The following is a 16,721-nucleotide window of genomic DNA, read 5'->3' as shown; positions in this document are numbered from 1 at the left end:
CCGCTCTACCTCGGCACTCCTGGTGCGCCGAGGTAGAGCGGGTGTCCGGACCTACGCTCTACTTCGCGGGACTGTCAGGTCCAGAGGCGGCCGATCGCGTCGCGCGCCACGAGGAACCCCACGATCCCCACCACCCACGCGGTGGTGCTCGCCGCGTTCTTGGTCAGCCAGCCGTCCAGCCGGCCGAGCGGCCGTTCCACGAGCCGCGCCGCGAACACCCGCGCCGCCGTCAGTACGAGGGCCGGCGCGACCATGACCAGGCAGTACCCGAGGATCCACAGGCCCGACACCGGCCAGGCCGGGCCCTGCGTCCCGATCAGGCCGAGCGCCGCGAGGTAGGGGAGCATCGTCGCGACCTCGACGAGCCCGGCCCCGATCGCGAGGGCAGCGAGCGCCCGCCCGCTGCCGGACTCGCTGCCGAGCACCCGTTCGCGCCAGCGGCTCAGGCGCCCGGCCCGGCCCGTCTCGGTGACGGCCGGCGCGGCCACCTGGCCGTCCGCCGCACCGGCCGGCGCAGCGCCGTCTGCCGGGGTGGCCGCCCCCGCCGCCCCCGGTGTACCCGCCGCCCCCGGCGCCCCCGCCGGTTCCGTCGGCTTCTTGCCGCCCACCGGGTCGAGCTTGAAGCTCCACGCGAAGAGCGCTGCGCCGAGCACGAGCTGCGCGACGAGGAACGGGCGGGTGCTGGACAGGGTGCTCAACGTGTCGCTCAGGGCGTCGGCGCCGAGCAGGATCACCAGTCCGACCAGCGCGTAGAACCCGGCGATCGACCCGAGGTAGACGAGCATCCGGCCCACGCGCACCCGCCCGGGCGACATGAGCAGCCACACGGGGATGAGCAGGGTCCCGAAGCTCGTCGAGTCGATGAGGGCGAGCACGGCCAGGGCGCCGATCAGCGCGGCGCCCGTCAGCTCGGCGGAGAAGAAGTCCATGCGGCAAAGCCTGGTGCAGGCCCCGTGCGGGCGCATCGGCCGAAGCGCCGAGACGGCGATACATCCTTCGGATGACACGCGCCGCTCCTCCACGTGCTGAGATGGTGGCATGTCCCGCACCGCCGACCTGCTCGCGCCGATCGTCAAGGCGGTCATGGCCGAGGACCGGCGCGGGGACGCCATCACGGCCCTCGGGCTCCTGGCCGTCGCGCTCGCGCTTGACGCGCTCGGCCTGGTCCGGACGTCGTGGAGCGGCCTGGCCGGCGTGTCGTCGTGGTGGTTCGTCGTTCCCGCGGTCGTCGGCTGCGCCGCGCTGATGTGGCGCCGGTTCCACCCGCTCGGGTCGCTCGGCGTCGTGATCGTCGCGTTCGGCGCGGACCTGGCGCTCGGCGGCAGCGTCGGCCTGCTCGTGGTGCTGTGGGAGGCGCTGTACGCGGTGCACCTCCACGGTCGCCCGGTGGCGCGCCGGGTCACGGCGATCGGCGTCGGTGTCGTCTCGCTCGCCTCGATGATCGTGGTCGGCGAGGTCACCGGCGAGGCGAGGTTCGCGATCCTCGCCGGGCTCCAGGCGGTCACCCTCCTGGTCATGCCGATGTGGTGGGGTGCGAACGTCCGGCAGGGCAGGGAGCTCACCGCGGCCGCGCAGGAGCTGGCGCGGCTCGAGCGCGAGCGGGGCACCGCGCTCCTCAGCCTCTCCGAGGCCGCCCGGCACGACGCCGTCCGCGCCGAGCGCACCTCGGTCGCCCGCGACCTGCACGACGTCGTCGCCTCGCACCTCTCCGCGATCACCATCACGTCCGGTGCGGCGCTCGCGGGGGCGCCGGAGCCCGAACGGGACCGCGCGGCGCTGCGCAGCATCCGCGCCGAGAGCCTCGCCTCGCTGCAGGACATGCAGGCCATGATCCGGGTGCTCTCCGCTGGCTCCACCGGAGCGCCGGGCGGCGGCTCCGACCTGCTGGCCGCACCGCGCGTCGCGCAGCTGCCGCCCGTGCTGGAGCAGGTGCGGCTCGCGGGAGTAGACCTCGCGGTGACCGATCCCGGCGGTGTGCTGACCGGCGGCACGGTCCTGCCCGCGGCGGTGGACCACGCGGTGTACCGCGTCGTGCGGGAGTCGCTGACAAACGTGCTCAAGCACGGTGGTGCCGGCGTGGAGGTGCGCGTCGCGGTGGCCGACACGCTGGAGCTCGAGGTGCGCGACGACGGCGTCCGTCCTGGCGGTCCTGCCCCCGGCCCGGCCGACGTCGGCGCGGGGACCGGCCTCGGCCTGGTGTCGATGCGGGAGCGGGTCGAGTCGCTGGGCGGCGCGTTCGCCGCCGGGCCGGCGGAGGACTCCGCCGGCGGCGGCTGGCGGGTCCGGGCGATCCTGCCGCTGCCGGACAGCGCGCCGGACAGAGCGCCGGACAGCGCGGCGGACAGGGCGACGGACAGCGCGCCGGACAGCGCGCCGGACGGAGCGGCGGACAGAGCGGCGGGCAGCGCGGCGGCCGAGCCCGCCCCGTCGGACCGGGCGATCCCGGGGCTGCACGCATGATCCGCGTCCTGCTCGCCGACGACCATGCGGCCATCCGCGCGGGCCTGCGCATGCTGCTCGCGACCGCCGGCGACATCGAGGTGATCGGCGAGGCCGGTGACGGCGCGGTCGCCGTGGCGAACGCGCGGGCGCTGCGGCCCGACGTCGTCCTCATGGACGTCCGGATGCCGGGGACCGACGGCGTGTCCGCGACCCGGCAGATCGTCGAGGAGGGCCTGGCCGAGGTCCTCGTGCTCACGACGTTCGACCTGGACGAGTACGTGTTCGGCGCGCTGCGGGCCGGGGCCGCCGGCTTCCTCCTGAAGACCGCTGAGGCGACGGCGCTGGTCGACGCGGTACGCCACGTCGCGGCGGGCGACGGCGTCGTGGCACCGGAGGTGACCCGGCGGCTCATCGCGAAGCTGGCGGAACCGCACGACGGGAACGGCGCGGGCGGCCGGGGCGGTCCCGTGCGGTCCCTGCCCGCCGACCTGACACCGCGGGAACGCGACGTGCTGGCCGGTCTCGGGTGCGGCCTGTCGAACGCCGAGCTCGCCGCCGAGCTGGTGATCAGTGAGGCCACCGCGAAGACCCATGTGTCACGAGTGCTCGCCAAGCTCGGCGTCACGTCCCGGGTCCAGGCCGCGATCGCGGCCCGCGACGCGGGTCTCGCATAGATCATCGAAGCGCTTGCGTCCGGCTATTGACTTCACTCCTGGGCGCCCCCAGCATGGGAGCGTTCCCACAGGTGCACACGAGAAAGGCCTCGTCATGCAGAGAACTGCGCGCACCCTGGCCGGCATTGTCGCCGGCCTCGCACTGACCTTCGCCTCGGTCGCCCCGGCGGCCGGAGCCGCGACGACCACCGCCCCCGAGCCCGGCAGCGCGGCCGGCCAGACGCACGCCACGGACAAGCACAAGAGCAAGCACCGGCACAGCCCCAGGTGCAAGCACAGCATCGCGGACATCGCCGCCGACATGCAGCCGGGCTGGAACCTCGGCAACACCTTCGACTCGACCGGCAGCGACGAGACGTCGTGGGGCAACCCACGCGTCACCGAGGAGTTCCTGGACCAGATCCGTGCCCAGGGTTTCAAGAGCATCCGTATCCCCGTGACCTGGGGCCAGCACCAGGGCGGCGCTCCGGACCACACGATCGACCCGGCCTATCTCGACCGCGTCGAGGAGGTCGTGGGCTGGGCGCTCGACGACGGCTTCCACGTGATGATCAACATCCATCACGACTCCTGGCAGTGGGTGAACACGATGCCGACGAACCACGACGCCGTGCTCGACCGCTACAGCGACACCTGGACCCAGGTCGCCGACCGGTTCCGCGACACCAGCACCCGCCTCCAGTTCGAGAGCATCAACGAGCCGCAGTTCGCGAACAGCGCGGGAGAGGCCGCCGAGCTCGAGCTGCTGGCCGAGCTCAACAGCGTGTTCCACGAGATCGTGCGCGGCTCCGGCGGCCGGAACGCCGTCCGGCCGCTGGTGCTGCCGACCCTGCACACAGGGTCCGACCCGGCCCAGCTCGACGCGCTGGCCGCGGAGATCGCCGCTCTGGACGACCCGAACCTCATCGCCACCGTGCACAACTACGGGTTCTGGCCGTTCAGCGTGAACGTCGCCGGGTACACGCGGTTCAACGCGGAGGTGCAGCAGAACCTGACCGACCAGTTCGACCGGGTGCACGCCGCGTTCACCGCCCGCGGTGTGCCCGTGGTCATCGGGGAGTACGGGCTCCTCGGGTTCGACCGGCACACCGGGACCGTCGAGCAGGGCGAGAAGCTGAAGTTCTTCGAGTTCTTCGGTCACGCGGCCAGGCAGCGCGGCTTCACGACCATGCTGTGGGACAACGGCCAGCACTTCGACCGCACCGCGTACCGGTGGCGGGACCAGGCGCTGTTCGACCAGATCTCGTCGAGCTGGACGGAGCGGTCCGGGACGGCGTCGTCGGACCTGGTGTTCGTGCCCGCCTCGGGCACCATCGGTGCCCAGAGCCTGACCCTCAACCCGAACGGCACCACCTTCGACGCCCTCCTGCACGACGGCGCGGAGCTGGTGGCGGGGAGCGACTACACGCTCACGGGCGATGAGCTCACGCTGTCGGCGGCCCTCCTGGAACGGCTCGCGGGGGACCGCACGCCAGGCCCGGCCGACGAGCTGGTGGTCAGGTACTCGAGCGGCGTGCCGTGGACCGTGCGCATCCTCAACCAGGAGACGCCCGTGCTCCAGGGCGCGTCGGGCACCACCGGATCGTTCGCGATCCCGACGTCGTTCACGGGCGACCAGCTCGCGACGATGGAGGCGAAGTACGCCGACGGGACCAACGCCGGACCGCACAGCTGGACGTCGTACAAGGAGTTCGACGTGGCGTTCGCGCCGGACTACCCGGCCGGGACCATCCGCCTCACCCCGGCCTTCTTCGCCGAGGTGAACGACGGGACGGTCAACCTGACCTTCCACTTCTGGAGCGGCGACACGGTGACCTACACCCTGACGAAGACCGGAACCCAGGTAACGGGCACCCCCTGACCGACCCGCGGGCATCGTTGAGTGCGTGATATTTGCCCCGTCAGACCGGCTGGCGGGGCAAATACCACGCACTCAACGAGGGTCAGGCGGTTGTGCGGCGGACTACTGTGCGGCTCAGGGTTCCCGTCAGGAGGGACCAGACCGCGCAGCCGATGACTACCCAGACGATCGCCGCGAGGATGGCCGGGACGATATCGAACTCGCCCGCGAAGGGCACCATCGCGAGGATCACCGTGGCCAGGGCGACGACCCAGCCGAAGAACGACCTCGGCCGCGGCGTGCTCATGACGAGCAGGTAGAGCACTATCGCCGCCACCAGGGCGAACAGCGCGCCCGCCACCACCCAGGCCAGCATGTCGGACCCGGTGCCGAACAGGTCCGCCTGTGCCTGGACCTCGAGGTTGAGGACCTCCTCGAGGATGAAGTCGGCGGCCAGCCCGATGAGAGCCGCCACGAGCATCGTCGCCAGCGCACCCGCCCAGAACCGGCCGACCTCGAGGCCGAGCCGCGGGTCCTCGGTGCCGGACGTGACCGGCTGCACGTGTGCTTCGTCGGGCGTCTGCCCGACCGCCTGGGTGGGCATTCCCGGGGCCTGAGCAGGCGGCGGGTGGACCGGCGGCGGCTGCTCCCCATACTCCTGCCCGTAGGGGCGGTTCGGGTCACTCATGGTGTACCTCCCGGTTGTGAGCCCTTTGTCCCACTCCACCATGGAACCGAATGGAGCGCGCAGTCGCAACAGGACGAACGTGGGTAGTGGTCCCCATGGTGCCCGCGTGGCGCGATCGCTACGGTCTGTGCAGTTGTTCCCCGGGCCGCCCGTACGCCCCCGGCGGCAGGCATCGGCGCAGGTCGCACTGCGTGCGCTACCGCGCGCAGCATTCCTGGTGCCTGGCGCTCCGCAAGCCCTATTCTCTGCACGTGGAGGTGTTGGTATGAGCGAGATGTACGGCGCAGACGTCGAGGCGCTGCGGGCGCTGGGCACCGCGATGGAGCGGCACGGCGAGACCCTCGAGCTTGCGGTCGGGCAGCTCACCGATGCCGTGACGTCGGTCCAGTGGTCCGGACAGGACCACGAGGAGTTCGTCAACGAGTGGCAGGTGCGCCACGCGGTCGCGCTCCTGGCCGTGGCGCAGGCGATCGCGGCCGCGGGGGCGAAGGCGGTCGCCAACGCGGACGCGCAGGAGCAGACCAGCGCGTCCTACGACGGGGGCGGCGGGCCCTCGGGCATCCCGGAGGGGACCGACGGGAGCTCGTCCGAGGGGCAGGGCAGCAAGGAGAAGGAGCCGGAGGGCGCGGCCGGCGACATGGGCAAGGTCGAGGACATCGGCCAGGTGCCGCTCGACGAAGCGGCGATCGACGCGAGCAAGATCGACCAGGGGCGGCTCGCGGACTGCTGGTTCCTCGCGTCCGCGGGCGCCGTGGCCGAGAGCAACCCGAAGTGGATCCAGGACCACATCAAGTACAACGCCCAGGACGGCACCTATACCGTGACGTTCTACCGGGACGGCGAACCCGTGCACATCACCGTCGAGGACACCGCGTACGAGAACGCCGCGGGTGACCCGAACGGCAAGGCCTCGTGGATCACGGTCTACGAGAAGGCGGCAGCGGTGTACATGGGCGGTGAGTACGAGGACATGAACTACGACAGTGCCGAGACGGCGCTGGAGATGATCACCGGCAAGGACACCTCGAGCGAGTCGCTCGACCCGGCCCTGCCGTGGGAGGACCCGCCAAGCCTCCAGTCCATCGGCGAGCGCGTGAAGAACGGTGAGCCCGTCGTCGCCGCATCGCCGGACGGCGGTGGCTGGTTCGGCGACCCGCCTCCGGACAACAAGGTGGTGGGCAACCACGTGTACACGGTGCAGGGCGTCTCGGAGGACGGCAAGACGATCACCCTGGTCAACCCGTGGGGGCCGACCGGCGGTACCGGTTCGGACGGCCACTCGAAGCCCGGCACGCTGACGATGTCGGCCGAGGAGTTCTACAAGAACTTCGACTCCGTGACCTACGGTGAGCGGACGAAATGACGGACCTCACTGCCCGAGCGGAAGGAGCTGCCATGTCCGACGAAGGACTCGCCACCCCGGGTACGGGACCCGTGCGCGTGCGGCAGAGCGCCCAGATGCGGATCGGGACCACACGGATCGGCGTGATGATCGCCGGCCCTCGCCACGGCGTGCCGACGGCGCGCCTGCTCGTGCGCGCCGACGACGGCCGCCACGCCCAGTCGGACGTCGAGGTCGGTCAGCGGGTGGACCTGTTCGACGAGGGCGAGCTCGAGCTCGTCGGCGTCGAGGGCGGTCGTGACCCGAAGGAGAAGAGCGCCGTCCTGGTCCGCCACGTCCCCCGCGGGTCCTGAACGACGCCCTAGCGGAGGCCCTGGAGGTCCAGGACCAGCTCCTTGACGGCGGACGCCGGGACCTGGCCGGCGTCGTCGTCGACCCAGCGGGCCACCGACGCCGGGACGTCCGCGTCCGAGCACAGCACGAGCGGCGTGTCCGCTGACGAGTCGGGCAGACGGCCGTGCGTGCCGCGCACGTACGACGCGTCGAGCGGCGTGGTGCTCATGGCGTACCGCAGGCCGAGCTTCTTGCGCACCAGGTTCAGGCCCGCCTTCGCCTTGGCCAGGGGATCGGCGGGGTCGAAGAACAGCTCGGCGGGGTCGTAGCCGGGCTTGCGGTGGATGTCGACGCCGCGCGCGAACTCGGGCGCGCGGTCGTCGTCGAGCCAGTAGTAGTAGGTGAACCAGGCGCCCGGCTCGGCCACGACGACCAGCTCGCCCGCCCGCTCGTGGTCCAGCCCGTACTTCGCCTGCGCCTCGCGGTCGAGCACGTCGTCGACGCCGGGCACGCCGCGCAGCAGGTCAGCCACCCGCTTCAGGTCCGAGGCGTCGTCGACGTACACGTGCGCCACCTGGTGGTCGGCCACGGCGAAGGCGCGCGACGTCCACGGGTCGAGCTGTTCACGGCCGTCCTGCGTGTAGACCTCGAGGAAGCCCTCGCGCCGCAGGATCCGGTTGATGTCGACCGGCTGGTTCGCGGGCCCGATGCCGTACTCCGACACGACGACGACGGTCACGCCGGCGGCCTCGGCGTCGTCGAGGAGCGGGGTCAGCACGACGTCGAGCTCGGCCGCCGCCCGGTCAGCCTCGGGCGACTCGGGCCCGAACCGCTGCAGGTCGTAGTCGAGGTGCGGCACGTACGCCGTGGTGAGCTGGGCCTTCCGGGTCCGCAGCAGGTGCCTGGTCACGTCGACGATCCACCGTGACGAGGCGATGGACGCCGTAGGACCCCAGTAGGTGAACAGCGGGAAGTCGCCGAACCGGCCCACCAGGTCGTCGTGCAGCGCCGCGGGCCGGACGTACGCGTCGGGGGACTTGCGCCCGTCCGCGTGGTAGATCGGGCGAGGCGTGACGGTGACGTCGGTGGTCATGCCCATCGCGTACCACCAGCAGACGTTGTCGGCCGTGTACATCGCGTCGTGCCTGCGGCCCGCCTCCCAGATCTTCTCGCCCCCGACCAGCTTGTTGTGCTGCCGCCAGAGGTACACGTCGCCCAGCTCACGGAAGTACCAGCCGTTGCCGACGATCCCGTGCTCGGCGGGCATCAGCCCGGTGAGCATCGTCGACTGCACGCTGCACGTCACAGCGGGCAGCACGGTGGCGAGCTCGGACTGCCAGCCCGCCGCGGACAGGCGCCGCAGCCGTGGCATCCGGGCCAGCGCGCGGGCGGTGAGCCCGACGACGTCGAGCAGCAGGACGGGCCTCATGCGTACGTTCCTTCCGTGGCGGTGGCGGTGGCGGTGGAGACAGCGGTGACGTCCGCGCGGACGAGCAGGTTCTCCCGCGCCCAGCGCAGCTCGGCGGCGATCCCGGTGACGAGCTCGTCGGCGCCGTCGGGCAGCACGTCGGGCGGCAGGACCGACCACGTGTAGGTCTCGACGTCGAGGTGCGCCTCGGCGCCGTGCGGCGCGGCCCGGACGGCGGCGACGGCGTCGCGCAGCACCTGGGTCGTCGCGGTGAGCGGCGGCGCGGGCTCGTGGTGCAGCGGCACGTGGAAGTGCACGCGCCACGGCCCCTCGCCCGGCAGGCCAGGCCGCCGCTCGGTGTCGCCGAGCGCGACGGGCAGGTCGTCGGAGGCCAGCACGTCACCGGATCCCGTGAGCTCGCGCACCTGGTGCAGGTAGCGCTTCTCGACGAACCGTCCGACGGCGTCCCGCGCGCCCGGCGCCGACAGGTCCGCGACCTCCAGGGCCGCGGACGCCTGCACCTTCACCACGCGCAGGCCCGCGTCCGTGATCCGCCGGACGGCGCCCGCCGGGTCGGCGAACGACACCGCCAGGTGGCACGTGTCGAGGCAGACGCCGATGTACTCGGGGTCGATGCGGCGGTCCTCGGGCCACTCCTGACCGGTCCGCGCGGCGAGCCACGCGACGACGTCGTCCACCGTGTCGAGCACGCAGCCCGGCTCGGGCTCGACGGCGACCCGGACCGTGCGGCCGGTGCGCTCGGCGAGCGCCCGCAGCTCGGCCGAGAGCGTGGCGAACGCCTTGGTCGCCTCGTCGTCGTCGGCGCGGGTCCAGGGCGCGCGCCAGGCCAGGGGCAGGGTCGAGATGGACCCGGAGGCGCCGTCGGGCAGCAGGCCGGCCAGCACGCGCGCGCAGGCGAGCACGTAGTCGAGGCGGGCGCGCTCGGCCCAGGTGGGGGAGTAGACGGCGAGCTTGACCACCTCGCGGTGGAAGCCGCCGTAGGGGAAGGCGTTCAGGGTGTGCACCTGGAGCCGGTGCTCGGCGAGCGCCGCGCGCAGTCGTTCCCGGTCGTCGGCGGACGAGTCGAGGCGGTGGGCCAGCTCGGCGGGCAGCCACAGGCCGACGCCGAGCGTGTCGAGGCCCGCGGCCTCGCGCACCGGGCCGGAGTAGCGGGCGAGCTGGTCGACGACCCCGTCGAGGTCCTCGGACGGGTGCACGTTGGTGCAGTAGGAGAGCAGCATCCTCGGTCCCCTCAGGCTCGCGCGCCGCGCAGCACGGACGAGCCCTCGAACTCGACGCCGGGGGTGGGCGGCGCCCCCTCGGTGAACCCGGGGACGGGATCGAGCACGAGGTTGCCGGACTGCCCGTAGAACGCGACGGGGTTGCGCCAGAGCACCTGGTCGACGTCGTCCTCGGAGAAGCCGGCGGCGAGCATCGCCCGGCCGGTCTTCGCGGTCTTCAGCGGGTCGGAGCGGCCCCAGTCGGCGGCGGAGTTCACGATCATGCGCTCCGTCCCGTACTCCTTGAGCAGGGCGACCATGCGGTGCTCGTCCATCTTGGTGTCGGGGTAGATGGAGAACCCGGCCCAGGCCCCGGCGTCGCGCACCAGCGCCACGTTGGTCTCGTTCAGGTGGTCCACGAGCACCCGCTCGGGTGCCAGACCGGACTCCCGCACCACGTCGAGGGTGCGGCGCGTGCCGGCGAGCTTGTCGCGGTGCGGGGTGTGCACCAGGACGGGGAGCTCGGCCTCGTGCGCCATCCGGAGCTGGGCGGCGAACACCTCGTCCTCCTCGGGCGTCATGGAGTCGTAGCCGACCTCGCCGACGGCCACGACGCCGTCCTTGAGCAGGTAGCGGGGGATCTCGGCGAGCACCTCGCGGCAGCGCGGGTCGTTCGCCTCCTTCGGGTTGAGCGCGATGGTCGCGTGGTGCCGGATGCCGAACTGCGCGGCCCGGAACCTCTCCCAGCCGAGCAGGGAGTCGAAGTAGTCGGTGAACGAGCCCACGCTGGTGCGCGGCTGGCCGAGCCAGAACGCGGGCTCGACGACGGCGCGCACGCCGGCGGCGTACATGGCCTCGTAGTCGTCGGTGGTGCGGCTCGTCATGTGGATGTGGGGGTCGAGGATGCGCAACGTCACTCCTTCGTGCTGCTGAGCCGGGTGGTGGTGAGCCGGTCGAGGTCGGTGGGTACGGGGCGTCCCGCGGCCCGGCGCTCGGCCGCGAAGTCGCGGGCCATGCGGTCCAGCTCGGCGTCGGCCCGGGCGTCCAGGTTGCTGACGGCGTCGAGGCTCACGCCCTGGAAGACGAGCTTGAGGACCGCGTGCCGCCAGGTGTGCTGGTCCAGGCACCGGGCCCCGAACGGGCCGACGGCGGCCGCCACGAGGCTCGGGTCGTTGGTGCGCAGCGCGTCCGCCGCGAGGTCGAGGCCTGCCGCGACGAGCGCCCCGGCGTCGGTATCGGTATCAGGGCTGCCCAGGCCGCCCCGCTCCGTCAGCGCGTCGAGGCCGCGCAGCACACCGCGCCGCTCGGCGGCGTCGCCCTGCCGGTAGAGGGCGGTCAGGCGGTCCGCGCAGTCCGGACCGGTGCCCACCGCGTCCGCCAGCGCGACGACGAGGGCCGCCCGGGCGGCGTCGTCCACGGTGCCGTGCACGACGCCGGACGGGTCGGTGTCGGGCCGCAGCGGCGCACGACCCACCCGGCGGGCGGCGAACGCGAACGCGCGGGTGATGCTGTCGGGGTCGCGGGCCACCTCGGCAAGGGCCGCGGACAGCCAGTCCGAACCCGCCTGGCCGACGGGGAGGTCTGCGTTCATGACCCGGTCCTTTCTCCGGTGGGCATGCCGATGACGGCGCCCCACGCCCGCATCAGGGCCGCACGGCTGTCGAGGGCGAGCCGCGGGGCGTCGTGCGAGTGACGGGGCAGCTCGACGGCGGCGACCCCCGTGTACCCGACGTCGGCGAGGGTGGCGAGCACCATCGGCAGGTCGACGGCGCCCTCGCCGAACGGCCTGTGCTCGTGGTGCGTGCGCGGCATGTCGTCGAGCTGCACGTTGCTCAGGTACGGCGCAGCGGCGCGGAGCGCACCCTCCACGCCGTCGGGCTCCACGACGAGGCAGTGCCCTACGTCGACGGTGATCCCCAGCTCGGGCGGCATGCCGACGTCGGACAGGAGCCGCAGGGCGTCGTCGACGGTCTCCACGAGCATGCCCGGCTCCGGCTCGACCGCGAGCCGCACCCCGCGCTCCCCTGCGTACTCCACGAGTGCCGGGACGCGGTCGCGGAGCCTCGCCCAGCCGTCGCCCGGCGCGGCGTCGTCCGGCAGGATCCCCGAGAAGAACGAGACGCAGCGGGCGTCGAGGTCCGCTGCGATCTCGATGGCCCGTTCGAGGTAGCGCATGCGCAGCGTGGCGTCCCGGTCGACGAGCGTCGGCCGGTGCTTGTGCAGCGGGTCGAGCAGGTACCGGGTGCCGGTCTCCACGACCACCGCCGCACCCGCGCCGCCGCGCATCCGCGCGAGGTGGGCGCGGAGCGCGGTGACGTCGTCGCCGGCCAGGGGCGCGAACGGGTCGAGGTGCGGAAAGCCGAGGGTGAGCGCCACCGCGTCGTACCCGACGTCGTCGAGCACGTCGAGCGCCTGGTGCAGGGGGTGGTCGCCGAAGCCGTTGGTGCCGTAGCCGAGCAGGAACGGTGGCCTCATGTGATGCTCACCCCTGCCTTGCCGCGAGCGCGGCCCATGAACCGCAGCCCGTAGCCGACGGCGGCGACGCCGGCCAGGAGCGCCGTCGTGCCGAGGCCGCCTGAACGGGCCGCCCAGGTGGCCTGGAGCGGCACCATCGCCTGGATCCCGGACCGCGTGGCGGTCCGGGCGTTGCCGGCGGTGGGTGTGACCGCCGCGCGGACCTGCGCGGGCAGGCAGGCCGCGGCGTAGGCGCTCGCAGCGGCGACGGTGGTCCAGCGGGCGGCGGCGCGGCGGCCGGTGGTGACCCGGCCCGCGGCGGGCGCGGTGGCGGCGGCAGCGGCAGCCCCCGCGAGGGTTCCGACGGCGACGCTGCCCGCGACCTGCGTGGTCGTGCCGTGCACCTCGCCGCGCGAGAGCACCGTGACGCCGAGCGTGTGGGCGGCGAGGCCCGCCGCGGCCGGGAACGCGGACCGCGTGCGCCCGGGCGTCGCGCCGAGCAGCACGTCCAGCCCGCGGCACGCGGCCATGACGAACGGCCCCGTGGGGTGGTCCTTGGCGACCAGGTCGTAGGTCCACACACAGGCGGCGAGCGGTACGGCGACCGCCAGGGCCCGGCGTCCGCCCGCGATGCCCGCCGCCGTCACGCCGGCCGCGGTGAGCGCCGCGCCTACCGCCAGCGCACCGCGCGGCGTGACCCGGCCGGAGGGGATGGGCCGTTCGGGGCGCTCGACGGCGTCCAGGTCGCGGTCGGCGTAGTCGTTCAGCGCCATGCCGCCCAGGTAGAGGCAGGCCGACGCGACGGGGAGCAGGACGTGGCGGCCCCGGAGCGCCGTCGGCGTCCCCGCGCGGGCCGCCGCGAGCCCGGCCAGGGAGTCGCCGACCACGCTGAGCGCGGCGGGCGCCCGGACCAGCTCGCCGAGGTCCCGGAGGGTCGGCCGGGCACCGGGCAGACGTCGTGGCGCGGACCGGGCGGGCTCGTCCGACGCGTCGCCGAGCGGTGGGTCGAAGCGGGGTGCGAACCGGGGTTCCGGCACCGGGCTCATCGTCGGACCTGCGCCGACGTGCGACGGACCCATTCCTCGAGGGCGCGGGCCTGCTCGGCGGCGTCGTGTACGTCGGAGCCCCACGGATCCTTGAAGAAGAACCCCAGCTCCTCGATGGTCCCGCTGATCCCGGCGGCGTGCGCGAGCGCGAGCAGGCGAGCCAGGTCCAGCACGAGCGGCGCGGCGAGCATCGAGTCGTGGGCGCTCCAGGTGGTCTGGAGCGTGAGCCGCGAGCCGAGGAAGCCTTCGACGTGCACGTGGTCCCAGGCGACCTTGATGTCCCCGAGGTCGGGCACGTTGTCGATGTGCAGGGGTGTCGTCTCGCTGCCCGTCAGCGCTGTCAGGCCACGGGCCTTCGTGGCGAGCTTGCTGCGGACGGCGTCCGGGTCGGCGAGCGTCGCGCCGTCGCCGCCGCCCAGCAGGTTGGTGCCGGACCACGACAGCACCTTCAGGTTGCGCGCGGCGAACGCCGGGGCGAGGACCGTGCGCAGCCAGGTCTGGCCGGTCTTGCCGTCCTGCCCCGCGACGGGGATGCCGCGCTCGCGCGCGAGCCGGGCCAGGGCGGGTATGCCCATGCCGGCCGACGGCGTGAAGGCGGCATACGCGGCTCCGGCAAGGATCGCCGCGTACGCCGAGACGGAGGACGGCGGGAGCACCGCGCGGGTCGGGTCGGCCAGGGCGGTGAGCAGGGCGTCGGTGTCGTCGTGCTCGGGCACGTGGACGACCGGTGGCTCGGTCGAGGAGAGGTCGACCAGCACCACCCGGGCCAGGTCGTGCCGCTCGCGGAAGGAGACGATGTCGGCCGCGAGACGTTCGGCGACCGCCTGCTGCGAGGCGTTCTCCTTGCCCTCGTGCGGGTCGTACCCTGGGCGCACCTCGGCGTCGGCCCGCTCGAGCGCGTCGTGCGTCGCGGCGAGCAGCCGCGGCGGGATCATCCCCGTCTCGACGAGGCACTCCGCCCGCTTCGTCATGGTGACGGAGGAGATGTCGTGCCCGCCCACCACGAGGTCGGCGAACCCTGGCAGCCCCGCTGAGGCGAAGGGTTCGCGCGCCGTGACGCAGCCCGTCGGCGGGGACTGCCCGTCGGCGATGGCCGCGAGGCCGGCTGTCGCGGTACTGGCCACGGAGCCCCTGGCTCCGACGAACCAGATCCCCGTGCGTTCTGCTGCATCGTGGCGTGCAGAGGCGTCGTGCATCATCGCTCCCCGGTTCGACGTCGTCGTCCCGAGCAACCTATCCGGACTTATGGCGATTAGCAAACAAAAGTTCAAAGATCCGCGCAAGAAGCGAGATGCCCGACATCGTCTCCGGCGCCGGGCGGGCGGCCCGGAAGGCCTCCGCCGGCCCGCTGGTCCGCTTGCTGGTCACCGGTTCCGTCGTCCGTCCGGCTGTGGCACTATGACCCGCATGACGACCCCGCGCTCCACCCCGCGACAGGTGATCATCATTTCGTAGCGCGTCCGGCGACACCCCACCGGACGCGCAGACCTTCCACACCCGGAGGGTCTTTTTTTGTTGGCCCGTCAGCCCCGCTCCAGCGGGCAGTCATCTCGTCAGACACATCGTCAGCCACATCGTTGGGAGCATCGATGACCACCGCCTCGTTCCAGGTGTACGACACGACGTTGCGCGACGGCGCGCAGCAGGAGGGGATGAACCTCTCCGTCTCCGACAAGCTCGCCATTGCGGTGCTCCTCGACGAGCTGGGCGTCGGCTACATCGAGGGCGGCTGGCCGGGTGCGGTCCCCAAGGACACCGACTTCTTCGCGCGGGCGGCGACCGAGCTCACCCTGAAGAACGCGGTTCTGGCCGCGTTCGGGGCGACGCGTCGCGCCGGGGTCCGGGCGGGCGACGACCCGCAGGTGCGCGCCCTGCTCGACGCGGCGACCCCCGTCGTGACGCTCGTCGCCAAGTCGGACGCGCGGCACGTGGAGCGGGCGCTGAAGACGACCCGCGCCGAGAACCTCGCGATGATCGCCGACACAGTGAGCTTCCTCGTCGCGGAGGGCCGCCGCGTGGTCCTCGACGCCGAGCACTTCTTCGACGGCTACCGGCACGACGCCGACTACGCGACGAGCGCCGTCTCCACCGCGTTCGAGGCGGGGGCCGAGGTCGTCACGCTCTGCGACACCAACGGCGGGATGCTGCCGACCTGGGTCGGCGAGGTGGTGCGCGAGCTGCGCGCCCGGACCGGCGTCGGGCCGGAGCAGATGCTCGGCGTGCACGCGCACAACGACAGCGGGTGCGCCGTCGCGAACTCGCTCGCCGCGGTCGAGGCGGGTGCGACGCACGTGCAGGGCACCGTCAACGGGTACGGCGAGCGCACGGGCAACGCCGACCTCGTCACCGTCGTCGCCAACCTGGAGCTGAAGGCCGGCATGTCCCTCCTGGCCGACGGCGGCCTGCGGGAGGCCGCCCGGATCTCGCACGCCATCAGCGAGATCACCAACATCTCGCCCTTCGCGCGCCAGCCGTACGTCGGGGCGAGCGCGTTCGCGCACAAGGGCGGGCTGCACGCCAGCGCCATCCGCGTGGACCCGGACATGTACCAGCACACCGACCCCACGCTGGTGGGCAACGACATGCGGATGCTGGTGTCCGACATGGCCGGCCGGGCCTCGATCGAGCTCAAGGGTCGCGAGCTCGGCTTCGACCTCGCGGGCCAGGGTGAGCTGCTGTCCCGGGTCACGAACCGCGTCAAGGAGGACGAGGCGGCCGGTTACACCTACGAGGCCGCCGACGCGTCGTTCGAGCTGTTGCTGCGGTCAGAGCTGGGTGGCCGCCCCGAGTTCTACACGGTGGAGTCGTGGCGGACCATCATCGAGACCGTCCCGGCGGGCGCGGCGCCGCCGTCGGTCCACGCCCCCGACGCCGTCGCGGTGGCCGAGGCGACCGTGAAGATCTGGGCCGGCGGCGAGCGCATCGTGACGACGGGCGAGGGCAACGGGCCGGTCAACGCGCTGGACCACGCGCTGCGGACCGGGCTGTCCCGGGTCTACCCGGAGCTCAGCCGGTTCGAGCTCATCGACTTCAAGGTACGCATCCTCGACCAGGAGCTCGGCACCGACGCGATCACGCGGGTGCTGATCGAGACCACCGACGGTGAGCACTCGTGGTCGACGGTCGGCGTCGGACCCAACGTGGTCGAGGCGGCCTGGGAGGCGGTCACGGAGGCGTACGTGTACGGGCTCCTGAAGTCGGGCGTGGAGCCCCGCCCGTAACAGGGTCCGCGAAGTAGAGCGCCTGTCCGAGTCTTCCTGGGTGTCACCAGGGA

At 72.9% G+C, this 16,721-nt stretch carries 15 protein-coding genes; 6 read left to right on the top strand and 9 right to left on the bottom strand.

Annotation, left to right across the window (positions count from 1 at the left end):
- Positions 1-74: 74 nt before the first annotated feature.
- A complete protein-coding gene (locus ACFWE2_RS18195; protein WP_377225626.1) occupies positions 75-929 on the bottom strand; it encodes a GAP family protein in 855 nt (284 codons plus the stop codon).
- A 109-nt stretch (positions 930-1,038) separates the two neighbouring features.
- Here ACFWE2_RS18195 and ACFWE2_RS18190 point away from each other — a divergent pair, with 109 nt between their 5' ends.
- The 3 genes from ACFWE2_RS18190 (at position 1,039) to ACFWE2_RS18180 (ending at position 4,977) form a co-directional block, all read left to right on the top strand.
- Complete coding sequence (locus ACFWE2_RS18190) at positions 1,039-2,460, top strand: sensor histidine kinase (protein ID WP_377225625.1); 1,422 nt, start codon at positions 1,039-1,041, stop codon at positions 2,458-2,460.
- Positions 2,457-3,116 carry a response regulator gene (locus ACFWE2_RS18185; RefSeq protein WP_377225624.1) on the top strand — a complete coding sequence of 220 codons (660 nt, stop codon included), beginning with the start codon at positions 2,457-2,459 and terminating at the stop codon, positions 3,114-3,116. The genes ACFWE2_RS18190 and ACFWE2_RS18185 overlap by 4 nt, the downstream gene beginning before the upstream one ends.
- Before the next feature lie 94 nt (positions 3,117-3,210).
- Positions 3,211-4,977, top strand: coding sequence for a cellulase family glycosylhydrolase (locus ACFWE2_RS18180; RefSeq protein WP_377225623.1), 1,767 nt, complete (start codon positions 3,211-3,213; stop codon positions 4,975-4,977).
- Positions 4,978-5,059: 82 nt separating this feature from the next.
- Here the strand turns inward: ACFWE2_RS18180 and ACFWE2_RS18175 are convergent, their stop codons facing one another.
- Entirely contained in the window at positions 5,060-5,560 is a 501-nt protein-coding gene (locus ACFWE2_RS18175) for a DUF6069 family protein (protein WP_377225622.1), read from the bottom strand.
- Between the two features lie 349 nt (positions 5,561-5,909).
- Here ACFWE2_RS18175 and ACFWE2_RS18170 point away from each other — a divergent pair, with 349 nt between their 5' ends.
- Both ACFWE2_RS18170 and ACFWE2_RS18165 read left to right on the top strand, forming a co-directional pair.
- Positions 5,910-7,007 (top strand): C2 family cysteine protease, encoded by a 1,098-nt coding sequence (locus ACFWE2_RS18170; protein ID WP_377225621.1) that lies wholly within the window; start codon positions 5,910-5,912, stop codon positions 7,005-7,007.
- A 32-nt stretch (positions 7,008-7,039) separates the two neighbouring features.
- Positions 7,040-7,339, top strand: coding sequence for a hypothetical protein (locus ACFWE2_RS18165; RefSeq protein WP_377225620.1), 300 nt, complete (start codon positions 7,040-7,042; stop codon positions 7,337-7,339).
- A gap of 8 nt (positions 7,340-7,347) precedes the next feature.
- On the opposite strand, the gene ACFWE2_RS18160 is transcribed toward ACFWE2_RS18165, so the two are convergent.
- From ACFWE2_RS18160 to ACFWE2_RS18130, 7 genes are read right to left on the bottom strand one after another with little or no spacing between them, the layout of a single operon-like run.
- Positions 7,348-8,748 carry an alkaline phosphatase family protein gene (locus ACFWE2_RS18160; RefSeq protein ID WP_377225619.1) on the bottom strand — a complete coding sequence of 467 codons (1,401 nt, stop codon included), beginning with the start codon at positions 8,746-8,748 and terminating at the stop codon, positions 7,348-7,350.
- Positions 8,745-9,968 (bottom strand): metabolite traffic protein EboE, encoded by a 1,224-nt coding sequence (gene eboE / locus ACFWE2_RS18155; protein WP_377225618.1) that lies wholly within the window; start codon positions 9,966-9,968, stop codon positions 8,745-8,747. The genes ACFWE2_RS18160 and eboE overlap by 4 nt, the downstream gene beginning before the upstream one ends.
- Positions 9,969-9,979: 11 nt before the next feature.
- Positions 9,980-10,864: a TatD family hydrolase gene (locus ACFWE2_RS18150; RefSeq protein ID WP_377225617.1), complete on the bottom strand. Its 885-nt coding sequence runs from the start codon at positions 10,862-10,864 to the stop codon at positions 9,980-9,982.
- Positions 10,861-11,538: an EboA domain-containing protein gene (locus tag ACFWE2_RS18145; RefSeq protein ID WP_377225616.1), complete on the bottom strand. Its 678-nt coding sequence runs from the start codon at positions 11,536-11,538 to the stop codon at positions 10,861-10,863. The genes ACFWE2_RS18150 and ACFWE2_RS18145 overlap by 4 nt, the downstream gene beginning before the upstream one ends.
- A complete protein-coding gene (locus ACFWE2_RS18140; RefSeq protein ID WP_377225615.1) occupies positions 11,535-12,422 on the bottom strand; it encodes a sugar phosphate isomerase/epimerase family protein in 888 nt (295 codons plus the stop codon). The genes ACFWE2_RS18145 and ACFWE2_RS18140 overlap by 4 nt, the downstream gene beginning before the upstream one ends.
- Positions 12,419-13,438 (bottom strand): SCO3242 family prenyltransferase, encoded by a 1,020-nt coding sequence (locus tag ACFWE2_RS18135; protein WP_377225614.1) that lies wholly within the window; start codon positions 13,436-13,438, stop codon positions 12,419-12,421. Before ACFWE2_RS18135 ends, ACFWE2_RS18140 begins: the two co-directional genes overlap by 4 nt.
- 5 nt (positions 13,439-13,443) lie before the next feature.
- Positions 13,444-14,643 (bottom strand): inositol-3-phosphate synthase, encoded by a 1,200-nt coding sequence (locus ACFWE2_RS18130; RefSeq protein ID WP_377225613.1) that lies wholly within the window; start codon positions 14,641-14,643, stop codon positions 13,444-13,446.
- A 393-nt stretch (positions 14,644-15,036) separates the two neighbouring features.
- On the opposite strand from ACFWE2_RS18130, the gene cimA reads away from it, so the two are divergent.
- On the top strand, positions 15,037-16,668 hold the full coding sequence (gene cimA / locus ACFWE2_RS18125; protein ID WP_377225612.1) for a citramalate synthase: 1,632 nt from the start codon (positions 15,037-15,039) through the stop codon (positions 16,666-16,668).
- The last annotated feature ends 53 nt before the right edge of the window (positions 16,669-16,721 follow it).

Source organism: Promicromonospora sp. NPDC060271 (assembly GCF_042726755.1).
In the GTDB taxonomy this organism is placed as follows: Bacteria; Actinomycetota; Actinomycetes; order Actinomycetales; family Cellulomonadaceae; genus Promicromonospora.
Note: the sequence above shows the minus strand (reverse complement) of the source record. Positions and strands in the feature narration are given on the sequence as shown.

Excerpts from the sequence above, each read along its gene's own strand:
- ACFWE2_RS18190 (WP_377225625.1), top strand. The coding sequence starts at position 1,039 with ATGTCCCGCACCGCCGACCTGCTCGCGCCGATCGTCAAGGCGGTCATG.
- cimA (WP_377225612.1), top strand. The coding sequence starts at position 15,037 with ATGACCACCGCCTCGTTCCAGGTGTACGACACGACGTTGCGCGACGGC.
- ACFWE2_RS18130 (WP_377225613.1), bottom strand. The coding sequence starts at position 14,643 with ATGCACGACGCCTCTGCACGCCACGATGCAGCAGAACGCACGGGGATC.
- ACFWE2_RS18175 (WP_377225622.1), bottom strand. The coding sequence starts at position 5,560 with ATGCCCACCCAGGCGGTCGGGCAGACGCCCGACGAAGCACACGTGCAG.
- ACFWE2_RS18160 (WP_377225619.1), bottom strand. The coding sequence starts at position 8,748 with ATGAGGCCCGTCCTGCTGCTCGACGTCGTCGGGCTCACCGCCCGCGCG.
- ACFWE2_RS18145 (WP_377225616.1), bottom strand. The coding sequence starts at position 11,538 with ATGAACGCAGACCTCCCCGTCGGCCAGGCGGGTTCGGACTGGCTGTCC.
- ACFWE2_RS18185 (WP_377225624.1), top strand. The coding sequence starts at position 2,457 with ATGATCCGCGTCCTGCTCGCCGACGACCATGCGGCCATCCGCGCGGGC.
- ACFWE2_RS18165 (WP_377225620.1), top strand. The coding sequence starts at position 7,040 with ATGTCCGACGAAGGACTCGCCACCCCGGGTACGGGACCCGTGCGCGTG.
- ACFWE2_RS18195 (WP_377225626.1), bottom strand. The coding sequence starts at position 929 with ATGGACTTCTTCTCCGCCGAGCTGACGGGCGCCGCGCTGATCGGCGCC.
- ACFWE2_RS18180 (WP_377225623.1), top strand. The coding sequence starts at position 3,211 with ATGCAGAGAACTGCGCGCACCCTGGCCGGCATTGTCGCCGGCCTCGCA.
- ACFWE2_RS18140 (WP_377225615.1), bottom strand. The coding sequence starts at position 12,422 with ATGAGGCCACCGTTCCTGCTCGGCTACGGCACCAACGGCTTCGGCGAC.
- ACFWE2_RS18170 (WP_377225621.1), top strand. The coding sequence starts at position 5,910 with ATGAGCGAGATGTACGGCGCAGACGTCGAGGCGCTGCGGGCGCTGGGC.
- eboE (WP_377225618.1), bottom strand. The coding sequence starts at position 9,968 with ATGCTGCTCTCCTACTGCACCAACGTGCACCCGTCCGAGGACCTCGAC.